Source organism: Pantoea sp. Cy-640 (genome assembly GCF_011752635.1).
GTDB classification, from domain to species: domain Bacteria; phylum Pseudomonadota; class Gammaproteobacteria; order Enterobacterales; family Enterobacteriaceae; genus Pantoea; species Pantoea dispersa.
On the sequence record NZ_VWXB01000010.1, the window covers coordinates 30,363 to 44,648 of the forward strand.

The following is a 14,286-nucleotide window of genomic DNA, read 5'->3' on the forward strand; positions in this document are numbered from 1 at the left end:
CCCTTTCTTTCTGGAGCTTCCATGCGTTGCAACACCGGGCGCGCGGCCGTGTCCGCGCTTTTATTGACTCTGCTTGTCCTGCTGTCCGGCGGTGCGCAGGCCGGGGTGGTTATCAACGGCACGCGGGTTATCTATCCGCAAAAAGAGAAGAACGTCACCGTTCAGCTGAGTAATGAAGGGACGGCGCCGGTACTGGTGCAGAGCTGGCTGGACAAGGGCGATATAAATGCCAATCCGCAAACGCTGCAGGTGCCCTTTGTCCTGACGCCGCCCATTAATCGCATCGAGCCGAAACAGGGGCAAACGCTGCGCATCAGCTATACCGGTCAGCCGCTACCGACGGATCGTGAAAGCGTGTTCTGGCTGAACGTGCTGGAAATACCGTCGAAGCCAGCGGATGCCAGCAGTAACAACTTTCTGCAGATGGCCTTCCGCACGCGCATCAAGCTGTTTTTCCGGCCGACCGGACTGCCGGGCACGCCAGCGGAAGCCGCCAAATCGCTGCGCTGGACGCTGCATAACGGCGAAGTCACGGCAATCAACGCCTCGCCCTGGCACGTTTCGCTGGTCTCGGTGCGCCTGAAAGAGAGCAATGCTAAAGCCGCCAGCGCAGAAATGGTGGCGCCGGAGAGCAATGCCAGCTTCAGGCTGACGGGCGCGGCGAGCGGAAAAACCCTTGTTGCTGATTGGGTGAATGATTACGGCGCCATCGTCTCCAGCGAAGCCGTTATCCACTGACGATCGGCCTGAACCTGCATAAACAAGTCTGTTATGACCACTAAAAACCCCTTATTAAAAGCAGCGCGGCCCTCCGCCGCCGTCAAGACACTGTTATTATGCTCAGGCTTTCTGCTTCCCGCCGTGGCTGGCGCGGAGGCGGAAAGAGACGTCGCCACCCACGCGCAATTTGATCCTGCCTTTCTGAATAGCTTTGGCGGTCAGCACTATGATCTGTCGCGTTTTGCCGATGGAGCCAGCGCCACGCCAGGACGCTATCCGGCAACCGTTTATCTCAATGACAGCTTCATTGCCAGCGAAGACGTAGAGCTGCAGCAGCAAGGCAAGCGCGTCGCACCCTGTTTATCGCCGGGGCTGCTGGCGCTGGTCACCTTTCGCGAGTCGCAGCTCTCTGCGGCGATGCGTCAGGCTTTGGCTCAGCCCGCAGCCTGTACCGACCTGGCGGCGATCATGCCGGATGCGCGCGTCAGCTTTAATAGCAGTGAACAACGTCTCGATATCTCCGTACCGCAGCGGTATCTGGATAATCATGCCTTTGGTGAAGTCAGTCCGTCGCGCTGGGACCGCGGTATTAACGGCGGCCTGCTCGGCTATAGCCTCAACGCCTGGCAAAATACCACGCGCTACGGCAACGAAAACTCTCTGTATGCGCAGGTTAACGCTGGCTATAACGTCGCCGGCTGGTATTTTCGCCATAACGGCGTGTTTAATCAGGGCAGTACTACGGGTGCCCGCTACAGCGCGCTGAACAGCTATATGCAGCGCGACATTACGCCGCTGCGCGCGCGCCTGCTGGCCGGTGAATCGGCCACCTCCGGCGTCTTGTTTGATACCCTGCCGTTTACTGGCGTGGAGCTGGCCACCGATGAACGCATGCTGCCCGCGTCACAGCGTGGCTATGCGCCCGATATTCGCGGCATCGCACGCACTAACGCCCGCGTCACCGTGCGCCAGGCCGGCCAGGTGATTTATGAAACCACGGTTTCACCCGGTGAATTCCTGATCAACGATCTCTATCCCACCGGCTACGGTGGCGATCTCGAGGTGACCGTAACCGAAGCGGACGGTAGCGTGCAGCGTTTCAGCGTGCCTTATGCTTCAGTCGCGCAGCTACTGCGTCCCGGCACTTCGCGCTACTCACTGACCGCAGGCCGGCTGCGCAGCGATTTTGTCGCCGGACGTCCCGCACTGTATCAGGGCACCATCCAGCATGGCCTGACCAACGCTCTCACCGCCTACAGTGGCATGCAGCTTAGCCAGAACTACTATGCGCTGCTGTTTGGCGGGGCGGTATCCACGCCGATTGGCGCTGTCGCGGCCGACGTAACGCAGGCGCGTGCGCATCTGAGCAATCGTGGCGACAGCATGAGCGGGCAAAGCTACCGTCTGAGCTGGAACAAAACCATCACCGACACCGGCAGTAATATTTCGCTGGCCACCTACCGTTTCTCCACCAGCGGCTTTATGGATTTCATGACCGCCATCCAGTCACGCGAAGCGGTCCTGCAGGGGAGTGATGCCCGTGGCTTTAGCCGGATAAAGAATCGCGCCACGCTCACCGCCTCGCAGACATTACCGCCAGCGTGGGGGCAGTTTTATGTCAGTGGTTCGGTGCAAAACTACTGGAACAATCACGGTAGTGATGTGCAGTATCAGCTGGGTTATAGCAACCGCTACCGTTCCGTCACCTGGGGCATCAGCGCCGGCCGCTCGCGCAATCGTCAGGGCATGCAGCAGGATACCTGGTTGTTCTCACTCAGCTTCCCGCTGGGGAGCGATGACAATGCGCATCAGCCTTACGTGCGCCTTGACTGGAACCGTGATAGTCAGGGCGGCAACAGTCAGCAGGCGTCGGTCTCAGGCAATCTGGGTGCCGACAATCAGTTTGGCTATAGCGTTACCGGCAGCCACGACGTGCGTAACGGCGACAGCGGATCGCTCAACGGTCAGTACCGTGCGCCGTGGAGCAGCCTGAATGCCAGCGCAGCCCAGGGTAACGGTTACCGCAGCCTCTCGGCAGGTGCCAGCGGCACGCTGCTGGTGCACAGCGGTGGTATCACGCCGTCGCCTTACAGCGGTGAAACCTTCGCACTGGTTGAAGCGAAAGGTGCGCACGGTGCGAATGTTTCCGGCTATCCGGGCGTGGAAATCGATAGCGCAGGCTATGCTGCCGTGCCGTACCTCAACCCCTATCAGCTCAACGATATTGCCATCGACACCAAAAACGCGCCGGAAGATCTGGAGCTGAACAACACCCAGCAGCGCGTCGCCCCCTGGGCCGGTGCTGTGGTGAAAGTGAATTTCAACGCTCAGCGCGGCCTGCCACTGCTGATCAACGGCAGCTTTGCCGGTAAACCATTGCCGTTTGGTGCGGAAGTGGTGGATGAGAGCGGTGCCAGCGTCGGCAGTACCGGCCAGGGCGGGCAGCTGTACGCGCGCGTACACCAGCCGCAGGGTGTCCTGACGGTACGCTGGGGTAGCAACAGCAATGAACGCTGCCAGCTGCCTTATCGCCTGCCCGACGTGCGGGAAGGCGAGAAAGTGACGCTGACCGAACTGACGCTCACCTGTAGCGCGGCCGCGGCCTCGCCCGGCCGCGGCTAAGCGCCGAATTTGCGCGCTGGCTCCACAGTTTTCCCCGCCGCGTAAAATTTGCTTTTTACCGCCGGTCGCAATTTGATATGGTCGCCAGCCAGAAACATCGGCTGGCGGATGAAGCGGGCTGCGCAAAAATGCTAACATCTGCCCTTTCGTTATCCGCCAGTGTGATAACCATCTATCCCCGGCTGCCCCTGTCCAGCCAGCGGAAATCAAAAGAGTGAATCCTGAGTGAGAATGAGATGAAAGGAGCAGAGCAAATGGACTTCAGTGGCCACACCCCCATGATGCAGCAATACCTGCGCCTGAAGGCCGATCATCCTGACATCCTGCTGTTTTATCGCATGGGCGATTTCTATGAGCTGTTCTACGACGATGCCAGACGCGCCTCGCAGCTGCTGGAGATCTCGCTGACCAAACGCGGTGCGTCCGCCGGTGAACCGATCCCGATGGCCGGCGTGCCCTATCATGCCGTGGAGGGCTATCTGGCGAAGCTGGTGCAGCTGGGCGAATCGGTGGCGATCTGCGAGCAGATTGGCGATCCGGCACTTAGCAAAGGGCCGGTTGAGCGTAAAGTGGTGCGCATTGTAACGCCCGGCACCATCAGTGATGAAGCGTTACTGCAGGAGCGCCAGGATAACCTGCTGGCAGCCATCTTCCAGAGCCAGCGCGGTTTTGGCTACGCCACGCTGGATATCAGCTCCGGGCGTTTCCGCCTCAGCGAACCGGGCGATGTCGAGACCATGGCGGCCGAACTGCAGCGCACCAATCCGGCAGAGTTGCTCTATCCGGAGGATTTGCAGGCCATGACGCTGATCGATCAGCGCCGCGGGCTGCGGCGGCGTCCGCTGTGGGAATTCGAAATCGACACCGCGCGTCAGCAGTTAAACCTGCAGTTTGGCACGCGCGATCTCAGCGGCTTTGGCGTCGAGCAGGCGCATCTGGCGCTGCGGGCGGCGGGCTGTCTGCTGCAGTATGTCAAAGATACGCAGCGCACCTCACTGCCGCATATCCGCTCGCTGAGTATGGAGCGCCAGCAGGACAGCGTCATCATGGATGCGGCTACCCGGCGCAATCTGGAAATCACCCAGAATCTGGCGGGCGGCAGCGAAAATACGCTCGCGGCGGTGCTGGATAAAACCGTCACGCCGATGGGCAGCCGCATGCTGAAGCGCTGGCTGCATATGCCGCTGCGCGACGTGGCCACCATCACGCGCCGCCAGGAATCAATTGCCGAACTGCAGTCGCTGAGCGAAGAACTGCAACCGGTGCTGCGCCAGGTGGGCGATCTGGAGCGTATTCTGGCACGTCTGGCGCTGCGCACCGCGCGTCCGCGCGATCTGGCGCGCATGCGTCATGCCTTCCAGCAATTTCCAGAACTTAATACCCAGTTAGCGGGCGTGGCCGCGCCCCATCTCAATGTGCTGCGCGATCGGATGGGGGATTTCAGCGAACTGCGCGAACTGCTGGAAAGCGCCATTATTGAATCGCCGCCAGTGCTGGTGCGCGACGGTGGTGTTATCGCGCCCGGCTATAACGCCGAGCTGGATGAGTGGCGCGCGCTGGCCGACGGCGCCAGCGACTACCTTGACCGCCTGGAGATTCGCGAGCGCGAAAAACTGGGGCTGGATACGCTGAAGGTTGGCTTCAACGCTGTGCACGGCTATTACATTCAGGTCAGCCGCGGACAGAGCCATCTGGTGCCTATCCATTACGTCCGCCGCCAGACGCTGAAAAATGCCGAGCGCTATATCATTCCCGAACTAAAAGAGTACGAAGACAAGGTCCTCACGTCGAAAGGCAAAGCGCTGGCGCTGGAAAAGAGCCTGTATGATGAGCTGTTTGATCGTCTGCTGCCACACCTCGAAGCGCTGCAGCAGAGCGCCGCGGCGCTGGCAGAACTGGACGTACTGGCCAACCTGGCCGAGCGCGCCTGGACGCTCAACTACTTCCGCCCGGTGCTGCAGGAGAAAGCCGGGATTCGCATCACCGCCGGTCGCCACCCGGTGGTGGAACAGGTGCTGAAAGAGCCGTTCATTGCCAACCCACTGTCGCTCTCGATGCAGCGTCGCATGCTGATCATTACCGGACCCAACATGGGCGGTAAGAGTACTTATATGCGGCAGACGGCCCTGATTGCACTGATGGCCTGGATCGGCAGCTATGTGCCAGCGGAAGAGACGGTGATCGGCCCCATCGATCGCATCTTTACCCGTGTCGGTGCCGCCGACGATCTCGCCTCCGGGCGCTCTACCTTTATGGTCGAGATGACCGAGACCGCCAACATTCTGCATAACGCCACCGAAAACAGCCTGGTGCTGATGGACGAAATCGGCCGCGGTACGTCCACTTATGATGGCCTGTCGCTCGCCTGGGCCTGTGCCGAAAGCCTGGCGAATCGCATCAAAGCCATGACGCTATTTGCTACCCACTACTTCGAGCTCACGACCCTGCCGGAGAAAATGGAAGGCGTGGTGAATGTGCATCTTGATGCGGTGGAACACGGTGACACCATCGCCTTTATGCACAGCGTGCAGGATGGTGCCGCGAGCAAGAGCTACGGCCTGGCCGTGGCGGCGCTGGCCGGTGTGCCGAAAGAGGTGATTAAGCGTGCGCGCCACAAGCTAAAAGAGCTGGAAGCGCTGTCGGGCAGTTCTGCCGGCTCAACGGTGGAAGGCTCACAGCTGCCGCTGCTGGTGGCTGAAACCTCGCCGGCAGTGGAGGCGCTGGAAGCGCTCGATCCGGACAGCCTGACGCCCAAACAGGCGCTGGAGTGGATTTACCGTCTGAAAACCCTGATGTAACCTGCCACCGGCGCGTGCACGGCGTGCCGGCCTGAATGTCAGGCATAAAAAAACGGTGACCTTATGGTCACCGTTTTTATTGCCAGCTACGGCTTATTCGCGGAACAGTGCTTCGATATTCAGACCCTGCGTCTGCAGAATTTCGCGCAGACGACGCAGACCTTCTACCTGAATCTGACGGACACGCTCACGGGTTAAACCGATTTCGCGGCCCACATCTTCCAGCGTTGCCGCTTCATAGCCTAACAGGCCGAAACGACGTGCCAGCACTTCACGCTGCTTGGCATTGAGTTCAAACAACCACTTAACGATGCTCTGTTTCATATCATCGTCCTGCGTGGTGTCTTCCGGACCGTTGTCTTTCTCATCGGCCAGGATATCCAGCAGCGCTTTCTCGGAATCACCGCCTAACGGCGTATCAACCGACGTAATGCGCTCGTTGAGACGCAACATACGGCTTACGTCATCAACTGGCTTGTCCAGCTGCTCGGCGATCTCTTCCGCACTCGGCTCATGGTCCAGCTTGTGCGACAGTTCACGCGCGGTACGCAGGTAAACGTTCAGTTCTTTAACAATGTGAATCGGCAGACGAATAGTACGGGTTTGGTTCATGATAGCCCGTTCAATGGTCTGACGAATCCACCAGGTGGCATAAGTTGAGAAGCGGAACCCGCGTTCCGGGTCAAACTTCTCTACGGCGCGAATCAGGCCGAGATTACCCTCTTCAATCAGGTCCAGCAGCGCCAGACCACGATTGCTATAACGACGGGCAATCTTTACCACCAGGCGTAAGTTACTTTCGATCATGCGACGACGAGAAGGAATGTCACCGCGTAATGCGCGACGGGCGAAGAACACCTCTTCTTCCGCCGTTAACAGTGGTGAATAACCAATCTCGCCGAGGTAAAGCTGCGTCGCATCCAGAACGCGTTGCGTCGCACCCTGTGACAGCAACTCTTCTTCAGCTACTTCATTATCACCAGGTTCGTTCTCAACGAGAGCCTTCTCATCAAAAACCTCAGCTCCGTTCTCCTCGAATTCCGCATCATCGTGTAACTCATTAACTTTCAGCGTATTCTGGCTCATAAGCGGCTCCTACCCGTGATCCAAGGGCAGAACACCTAAGGTTCTGCCGGATTATCGCTGCGGTAAATAACGCAACGGGTTTACGGATTTCCCCTTGTAACGAATTTCAAAGTGCAATCTTACTGAACTGGTTCCGGTGCTACCCATGGTAGCGATTTTTTGCCCCGCCTTAACTTCCTGTTGTTCCCGGACCAGCATGGTATCGTTGTGGGCGTAGGCACTCAGGTAATCATCGTTGTGTTTGATGATGATTAAATTACCGTACCCGCGGAGCGCGTTGCCTGCGTATACCACTCTTCCTGATGCAGTGGCGACGACAGGTTGTCCACGCGACCCGGCGATATCGATCCCTTTGTTTCCGCCTTCCGCAGCGGAGAAGTTATCGATGATCTTCCCATCAGTCGGCCAACGCCAGCTTCCCACTGGTGTTGTGCTATTAGTTGTGCTGCTAACTGTGGGCGGTGCGGTAACCGGAGCTGTGGTCGTTGCCACATTATTTGCCCCTTTCGACGGCAGCATTTTCCCGCCTGTCGAACCCGAATCATCAGAATACGTAATAACAGGTTGCTGTGCAACAGGGGTGGATTTAATTTGCGTCTGATTCGATGCCACCGGAACGCCGCCCTGCGTGGCATCCGCTGCGGTTATCGCGTTACCACCGGTGATGGTCTGACCGTTACCGTTACCCACCTGTAACGTCTGCCCGGCGCTCAGGCTATAGGGCGCCGCGATATTATTGCGCTGTGCCAGATCGCGGAAATCATTGCCGGTAATCCAGGCAATATAGAACAGCGTATCGCCTCGCTTAACGGTGTAGGTTTCACCGCCGTAGCTGCCTTTAGGAATATTCCCATAATTGCGATTGTACACAATACGACCATTTTCGGTGGTCACATTATTATTGCCACTAACCATTCCACCCGCAGGCGCGGCTGATGGTGTACCACCGCTTAACATTCCACCACGCGGCATCGCCGGCACGGTGCTGTTCTGCGCGGCGATCATGCCGCCGCCAGTGGTGGGAGCAGCAGCCATACCGCTGTCGCCGCTGTTACTGCCAATCTGGCTGATGGGGGCTTGTGTGTTGTCGCCAGAGCTACAGCCTGCCAGCCAAAAACCGACCAGTGAAAGTGCCGCCAGACGGCGTAATTGAAATACTGTGCTTCCCGTGCTCATTGATCCCCCGTGATGGCAATCCTGGATAAAACTGTGTGTCGACGTTGACCGCATGATTCACTGTCTGTGCCGTCAAAAACGCGCTTTCGCATTGATTAACAAGGATAGTAACAATATCAACTGCGCCATGCCATGTAACGATTGTGAAGAAATACGTAAGATGGCTTTATGCCAGATCGCCCTGAACCAGCGGCACAAAGCGCACCGGCTCAATCGTTTCTTCAATGATTTCACCACCCTGACGACGCAGGCGCTTAAGTACCTGCTGGTCCTCACCCACCGGCAGCACCATTTTGCCGCCTTCTCCCAGTTGCGCTATCAGCGCAGTCGGAATTTCTGGCGGTGCGGCAGTCACAATAATGGCATCAAACGGCCCCCGCGCGGCCCAGCCCTGCCAGCCGTCGCCGTGGCGTGTGGAAATGTTATGCAGATCGAGCTGCTTCAGGCGGCGTTTCGCCTGCCACTGCAGCCCTTTGATGCGTTCAACCGAGTAAACGTGGTTAACCAGATGCGCGAGAATGGCGGTCTGATAACCCGAGCCAGTGCCAATTTCCAGCACGCGCGAGGTCGGGTTCAGCTCCAGCAGCGCCGTCATGCGCGCCACCATATAAGGCTGAGAAATAGTCTGGCCATTGCCAATCGGCAGCGCCACGTTCTCCCAGGCTTTATGTTCAAAAGCCTCGTCAATAAAGCGTTCACGCGGGACATCAGCGATGGCTTTCAGCAGATGCTCATCGTGAATACCCTGCGTGCGCAGTTGGGCCAGAAGCGTTTCGATGCGCCGGTTTACCATGCCGGATTCACCTCAGCCTGGTACAGCCCGTCGCCTGCCCTCTTCCGCGCCACGCCGGCGCCAGGATCAACCTGTCGTAATGTCTTCACGCCAGGGAACACGCCAATGCCGGGAGTCTGAATTCCATCATCGTTGCTGAGCCGTATCCGCATCTGATTCTGACCTTTTTCATTAACCGGTCCACCGACCGCCGCGCCCGTTTTGCGCCTTCAGCGGCGCAAGCGGTCCTGCGCTGGCGGCACAAGGATGTTTGCATTCTAGCGGTGAGGCGCGGGAAGTGGTAGGCGTAAATCACGCAACCGTCGGCAGTTGTCGCAACAATAAGCAGTCAAACGCAATGGCACCCAGTAAAAAGCCCGGCGAAATGCCGGGCTGATTTATCACCTCAGTGACGATCCGGTAAGCTCACCGCATACAGATACCAGGCCGAGTGCGGCAGCCAGCCTTCCGCCCAGCGCCAGTCGTCATCCTTCCGTGTGACCGCATAACCTTCGTCAAAGGCGATACCGTCCGCCACCTGATTCGACGCGCCGGTGATGCCGTTGACGATACCGCCCGGCAGCGTGGTGTATTTCCACGAATTGAAGAACAGATAGCTGATGTGACGATAGCCGCTGCCGGTCAGCATGCTGACGTCGTACGGATTATGACCGAGGATCCAGTTGAGCTGATCCCAGGCATAGCTCTGCAGCTGCTGCGTAAAGGCTTTATCGTCGGCAAACAGCGGCATCGCCTGACGGGCGGCGGCGGCCAGCGAGGCGATACGCGCGTTTTCGCCCTGCCACCACGGCGCAGCTTCGCTGTCGTGCGGGAAGAAGAAGCTGGTGCGCTTCACGCCGTCTTTCAGCTGAATCAGCTGGCGCGCATAGCCAAACGGGTTATTGCTCTCTTTGGTGACCGCCAGCTCAAAGCCCAGCGAGCGTTTTACCGTCTGGCGGATGTTCGCCTGCTGCGCCTGCGGCGCGATGCGCGCGTACTCCAGCAGCGCGATCACCGGCAGACCGGCATCGGACGGATGGAAGAACGGGCGTTTTTCGCCGTCGGCACGCCAGTAGTCATGCCAGTTATCCAGCGACGTCAGTCGCGCCATCAGGCTCTCCGCGCGCTGCTGCGCCGCAGCCAGATAGACCGCTTTTTGCGAGGCACGATACAGTTCGGTTGCCGCCAGCAGCGCGGTGTAATCATCCACGATGTTCTCTTTGCCGTCGTTCACCATGCGCAGATTATTTTTCTGCAGGAAGGCAAAGGCATCTTCTGCGGTTTGCAGATACTGCTGCCGCGAGAAGTTACCGTCATTCTCCATGGTGCTGGCCAGCGCCAGCGCGGCAATTGACATGCCGGCACCAGAGCGGAAGCTGGCCTGCCACGCCAGCGGGCCGACCGCCTCCTCTTCAACAATGGTGGAATCTGACTCCTTCTCTTTGATCTGCGTGCGCCAGTTGGGATTGGCGATCACCCGGTCCTGAGCCAGCTTCTCTTTGCCCGGCGACGAGATCGCCTGGAAGAAGGATTCACCCGGCCGCTTCATGCGCACCAGGAAATCGGCACCGTACAGCCCTTCGTCGAGCATGCGCCGGCGATACTCGTCAAAGTTCGGGTTATCACGCGCCCCGAGATTTTGATAACCGCGCAATAAACTCCACGCCACCAGCGGCGCCTGCTGCGGATTGAAATAAGAGGTCAGATTCTGGTGCGACAGGTGCACGCCGTAATCGCCGGTGGCGTCATACCAGCCGCCATGGACGTCAACCGTGCCGCTGCCGGTGCCCGCTGGCAGCGGAAGTTTGCGGTCCGCCTTATCGAACAGGCCGGTGACGCGCTGGCTTTTGAAATAGGCAATCACATCAGACAATGTATAGCGCTCGAGCAGATCGGCACCAATAATGAACGGCCCGGAGCGCACATCGCCGTCGCTGCTGGTGGTTTGCAGCACGTAGCGGCCCGGCGTTTGCCAGCCGGAGAAATCGGCACGATAGAAGGTGCGATCGCCCCAGCCCGGCACATCACCCTGCGGCTGCAGCGTGCCGCTCAGCACCGCTTTATTGGTCTCATTATCCAGCAGGGTAAATTTCACCGGCGGTTTAGCACGCGAGTCGCCGGTCAGCTGCACGATGGCGTTTTTCGGCGCGGCAACATCGTAGCCCACCTGATTGATTAAAACGTGGGTTTCGGCGTGCGCCAGCCCGGCCAGTAATAGCGCTGCGGTCAGCGCGGAGAAGCGAATCCTCATGGTCATCATCCTTAGTGTCGTGAGTGATTGAACAGGCTATAAGGGGCAATCATCATGAATTTGACGTCCTTTTCATCCTGGAAAACGTTGCCATAGCCGCCGCCCCAGCTGGGGTTATCGCTATGGTTGTTGTAGGCGGTGAGATGCAGCTTAAATACCGTGTCTTTGGCCCTGCCGGATTGCACCTGCCACACCAGATCGCCATTGATGGCGGTTTCCGTCAGACGCTGCTGCTGCGACCAGTCGCCACCGCGCGCCGGTTTACCGTCCCAGCCCCAGGCAAACGAGCCACCTATGCTGACGCCCGGCCAGACGATGTCGCTGAGATCGATCATCAGGCCTGCAAACAGCGCTTTTTCGCCGTCGGCGTTAAAGTCAGAGCGCGAATCCCACCACATATCGATGCGGCCTGCGGAGTTGGGATAGATCGGCGTCATCGCCACGGTGTAGTAACCCTGTTTCCCCGGTGCGTGTACTGCGCTGCCCTCGAGCCGGAACTGGTAGCGATCCCACTGGTACGCCAGCGTCAGGCCCTGCTGCCAGGCAAACTCATCGTAAACATCATGGCGGCCGGTACGATCCTGCGAGCCGTAGAACTGCCAGCTGACGCTGAACGGGTTATCCCACAGCGTGGTCTGGCGTGCCGCTTTGGCGAAATATTTGTCGAGATAATGCGGAGATTCCCCCCACGCCAGCTCCAGCGTGTTGCCGTTTTTGAAGTCATACTTCGCGCCCAGCGAGTGCAGATAAGGAATGCGTGTTTGCCGGTCGATTTCGCGAAACTCATACATTTTGCGATACCACGGTGCTTTGTACTTGTTGGCGCCCATCCACGACAGCGACAGCGCGCCGGCAGCGCCATAATCATAGACCGCCCCGACTTCCACGCCCTGGTAGGTGCCGGGCAGAAATCCCCACTGGGTGCCAAGCAGCGTCTGGCCGCTCGGCTGGATATAACCGGCCCGCAGCCAGTAGTCGCCGGCTTTGAGTTTCAGCGCGGCACGGTAGAGATCCAGCCCGTTACGTTCGCCGACGCCACGGTCTTCCCACATCGAAGGCCCGTGACTGAAGCTGATCTCGTTGGGATGCGCCGGGCTGCCTTCAAACAGATCCCTGGTGGCGAAGGCCGCCACATCAATGCCCACGGTATCGGCCAGATAGCCGGACTGATAATCGAGCGCGCCGGTCAGCGTGCTGTGATGCAGGTTGGTCTGATAGTGTTGATAGTGCGCGCTGTGCGGATCGAGATCTTTACGCTCACGGTGGCGCTGCCAGTAATAGACGGTGCCCTCCAGCGTGCTGTCTTCAACAAATCCTTCCGCCAGCGCCGGCGGTGCCGCGCCCAGCATCAGGGTGGCCAGCGGCAGCAGCGCTGCCTTTTTTCTCCTGGTGAATGTGTTCATGACCTTTCCTTAAGGTGCACGCGGCCCTGCGAAGCAGCCGCATGCGATTTCCCTGTTTTGGTGTTAACGAATCAGCGCATCAGGCGCCGGTTTTATTCACGCTGCGCAGCGTCCAGCGGCCGTAAATCAGCGTCAGAATGAATGGGGTGAGGAAAGCCACGGCAATTGCCGCCACTTCATAGATCATCTTTGACTCAGGACCTTCGAACAGGCCAAGTTCAAACACGTTCAGCACCGGCAGGAAACTGTAGGTTTTCACCTGCAGCAGCCCGGTGATGCCACCGCCGAGCGCCGCGCCGATGCAGCCGAAGATAAACAGCATGCGGTACTTGAGATTGACGCCGTACAGTGCCGGTTCGGTGATGCCAAAGAACGCTGACAGCGACGCCGAGATTGCAATCTGCCGGTCGCGCAGGCTGCGGGCGATGAAGATCGCGCCGGTGACCGCGCCAAACTGCCCCATCACCGCCGACATAAACATCGCCATGATGGTGTCGTAGCCCTGCACCTGAATATTGATCAGCGCCAGCGGGATGATGCCCCAGTGCACACCAAACACCACAAATAGCTGACCAATGCCCGCCAGCAGCGCGCCGGAGATCATCGGGCTGAGCTGATAGAGCCAGCTGTAGCCGCTGGCGATGCCGACGCCAACGTAATCCGCCAGCGGGCCAATCACCGTGAACACCACAAAGCCGCAAATCAGCAGCGACAGGCACGGGACAAACACCAGCGCTGCCACCTCGGGGATCCACTGTTTCAGTCGGCGCTCAACCTTGCTCAGCAGCAGCACCGCCAGAATTGCCGGAATCACCGCGCCGCCGTAAATCTTCAGGCTGATGCTCAGGCCGAACAGCGCGAAGTGCGCCGGCAGATCCGGCTGGGTCAGCGGAAACACCATCGCCGCCGTCAGCGCCAGCGCGGTGAAACGGCTGGCGCCGAAACGGTCCGCCGCGGTAACCGCAATAAACAGCGGCAGAAAGACAAACACGCCGCTGGCCAGCGCGTTGAACATGGCGAACAGCAGGTCATCGTCCGCCACCCAGCCCTGTGTCTGTAGCAGCACCATGATGCCTTTGATCACCCCGATGCCGGCCAGTACGCCAATGTAGGGCGTGAAGATAGCGCCGAGCGTGGCCAGCATTTTGCCCGCAACGCCGCGCTCGTCTTTGCCGGGCTTCACCGGTTCGGCCACCGGCGCTGCGCCCTGCTGCATCGCCTGAAACAGCTGTTCGACCTGCGGCCCGACCACAATCTGCAGCTGTCCGGACGCGTTCACCACGCGGATGACGCCCGGCAGGCTACTGATGGCCGGCATATCGACACTGGACAGATCGTTTATCGTCAGCCGCAGCCGCGTGGCGCAGTGTGAAATGTGGCTGATATTATCGTCGCCGCCGACCTGTTCCCTGATGGCCTGCGCCAGCTTCACGTAATCGAGTTTCATTGTTGTTATCC

At 59.0% G+C, this 14,286-nt stretch carries 9 protein-coding genes; 3 read left to right on the plus strand and 6 right to left on the minus strand.

The annotated features are described in order from the left end of the window. The first annotated feature begins 21 nt into the window (after nucleotides 1–21). The 3 genes from F3J36_RS20510 (at nucleotide 22) to mutS (ending at nucleotide 6,140) form a co-directional block, all read left to right on the plus strand. Nucleotides 22–738, plus strand: a complete 717-nt coding sequence (locus F3J36_RS20510; RefSeq protein WP_166720462.1) for a fimbria/pilus periplasmic chaperone — start codon at nucleotides 22–24, stop codon at nucleotides 736–738. 123 nt (nucleotides 739–861) lie between these two features. Then, entirely contained in the window at nucleotides 862–3,342 is a 2,481-nt protein-coding gene (locus F3J36_RS20515) for a fimbria/pilus outer membrane usher protein (protein ID WP_166720463.1), read from the plus strand. Between the two features lie 254 nt (nucleotides 3,343–3,596). Continuing rightward, the gene (gene mutS, locus F3J36_RS20520; protein ID WP_166720522.1) at nucleotides 3,597–6,140 is read left to right on the plus strand and encodes a DNA mismatch repair protein MutS; all 2,544 of its coding nucleotides are present in this window, start codon (nucleotides 3,597–3,599) and stop codon (nucleotides 6,138–6,140) included. Between the two features lie 93 nt (nucleotides 6,141–6,233). Here mutS and rpoS read toward each other — a convergent pair whose 3' ends face one another. The 6 genes from rpoS to F3J36_RS20550 all read right to left on the minus strand — a co-directional run bounded on the left by rpoS (nucleotide 6,234) and on the right by F3J36_RS20550 (nucleotide 14,275). Beyond that, complete coding sequence (gene rpoS / locus F3J36_RS20525; RefSeq protein ID WP_021507339.1) at nucleotides 6,234–7,226, minus strand: RNA polymerase sigma factor RpoS; 993 nt, start codon at nucleotides 7,224–7,226, stop codon at nucleotides 6,234–6,236. 51 nt (nucleotides 7,227–7,277) lie between these two features. Continuing rightward, complete coding sequence (gene nlpD, locus F3J36_RS20530; protein WP_058776000.1) at nucleotides 7,278–8,402, minus strand: murein hydrolase activator NlpD; 1,125 nt, start codon at nucleotides 8,400–8,402, stop codon at nucleotides 7,278–7,280. A gap of 166 nt (nucleotides 8,403–8,568) precedes the next feature. Next, a complete protein-coding gene (locus F3J36_RS20535; RefSeq protein ID WP_021507341.1) occupies nucleotides 8,569–9,195 on the minus strand; it encodes a protein-L-isoaspartate(D-aspartate) O-methyltransferase in 627 nt (208 codons plus the stop codon). A 385-nt stretch (nucleotides 9,196–9,580) separates the two neighbouring features. Continuing rightward, a complete protein-coding gene (locus F3J36_RS20540; RefSeq protein WP_166720464.1) occupies nucleotides 9,581–11,425 on the minus strand; it encodes a glycoside hydrolase family 9 protein in 1,845 nt (614 codons plus the stop codon). Nucleotides 11,426–11,436: 11 nt separating this feature from the next. Then, nucleotides 11,437–12,828 (minus strand): OprD family outer membrane porin, encoded by a 1,392-nt coding sequence (locus F3J36_RS20545; protein ID WP_166720465.1) that lies wholly within the window; start codon nucleotides 12,826–12,828, stop codon nucleotides 11,437–11,439. A 79-nt stretch (nucleotides 12,829–12,907) separates the two neighbouring features. Continuing rightward, nucleotides 12,908–14,275: a PTS transporter subunit EIIC gene (locus F3J36_RS20550; RefSeq protein WP_166720466.1), complete on the minus strand. Its 1,368-nt coding sequence runs from the start codon at nucleotides 14,273–14,275 to the stop codon at nucleotides 12,908–12,910. Nucleotides 14,276–14,286 lie beyond the last annotated feature (11 nt).

Bases quoted from the DNA above. Each gene is read 5' to 3' on its own strand.
- F3J36_RS20510 (WP_166720462.1), top strand. From the start codon at position 22: ATGCGTTGCAACACCGGGCGCGCGGCCGTGTCCGCGCTTTTATTGACT.
- mutS (WP_166720522.1), top strand. From the start codon at position 3,597: ATGGACTTCAGTGGCCACACCCCCATGATGCAGCAATACCTGCGCCTG.
- rpoS (WP_021507339.1), bottom strand. From the start codon at position 7,226: ATGAGCCAGAATACGCTGAAAGTTAATGAGTTACACGATGATGCGGAA.
- nlpD (WP_058776000.1), bottom strand. From the start codon at position 8,402: ATGAGCACGGGAAGCACAGTATTTCAATTACGCCGTCTGGCGGCACTT.
- F3J36_RS20535 (WP_021507341.1), bottom strand. From the start codon at position 9,195: ATGGTAAACCGGCGCATCGAAACGCTTCTGGCCCAACTGCGCACGCAG.
- F3J36_RS20540 (WP_166720464.1), bottom strand. From the start codon at position 11,425: ATGAGGATTCGCTTCTCCGCGCTGACCGCAGCGCTATTACTGGCCGGG.
- F3J36_RS20545 (WP_166720465.1), bottom strand. From the start codon at position 12,828: ATGAACACATTCACCAGGAGAAAAAAGGCAGCGCTGCTGCCGCTGGCC.
- F3J36_RS20550 (WP_166720466.1), bottom strand. From the start codon at position 14,275: ATGAAACTCGATTACGTGAAGCTGGCGCAGGCCATCAGGGAACAGGTC.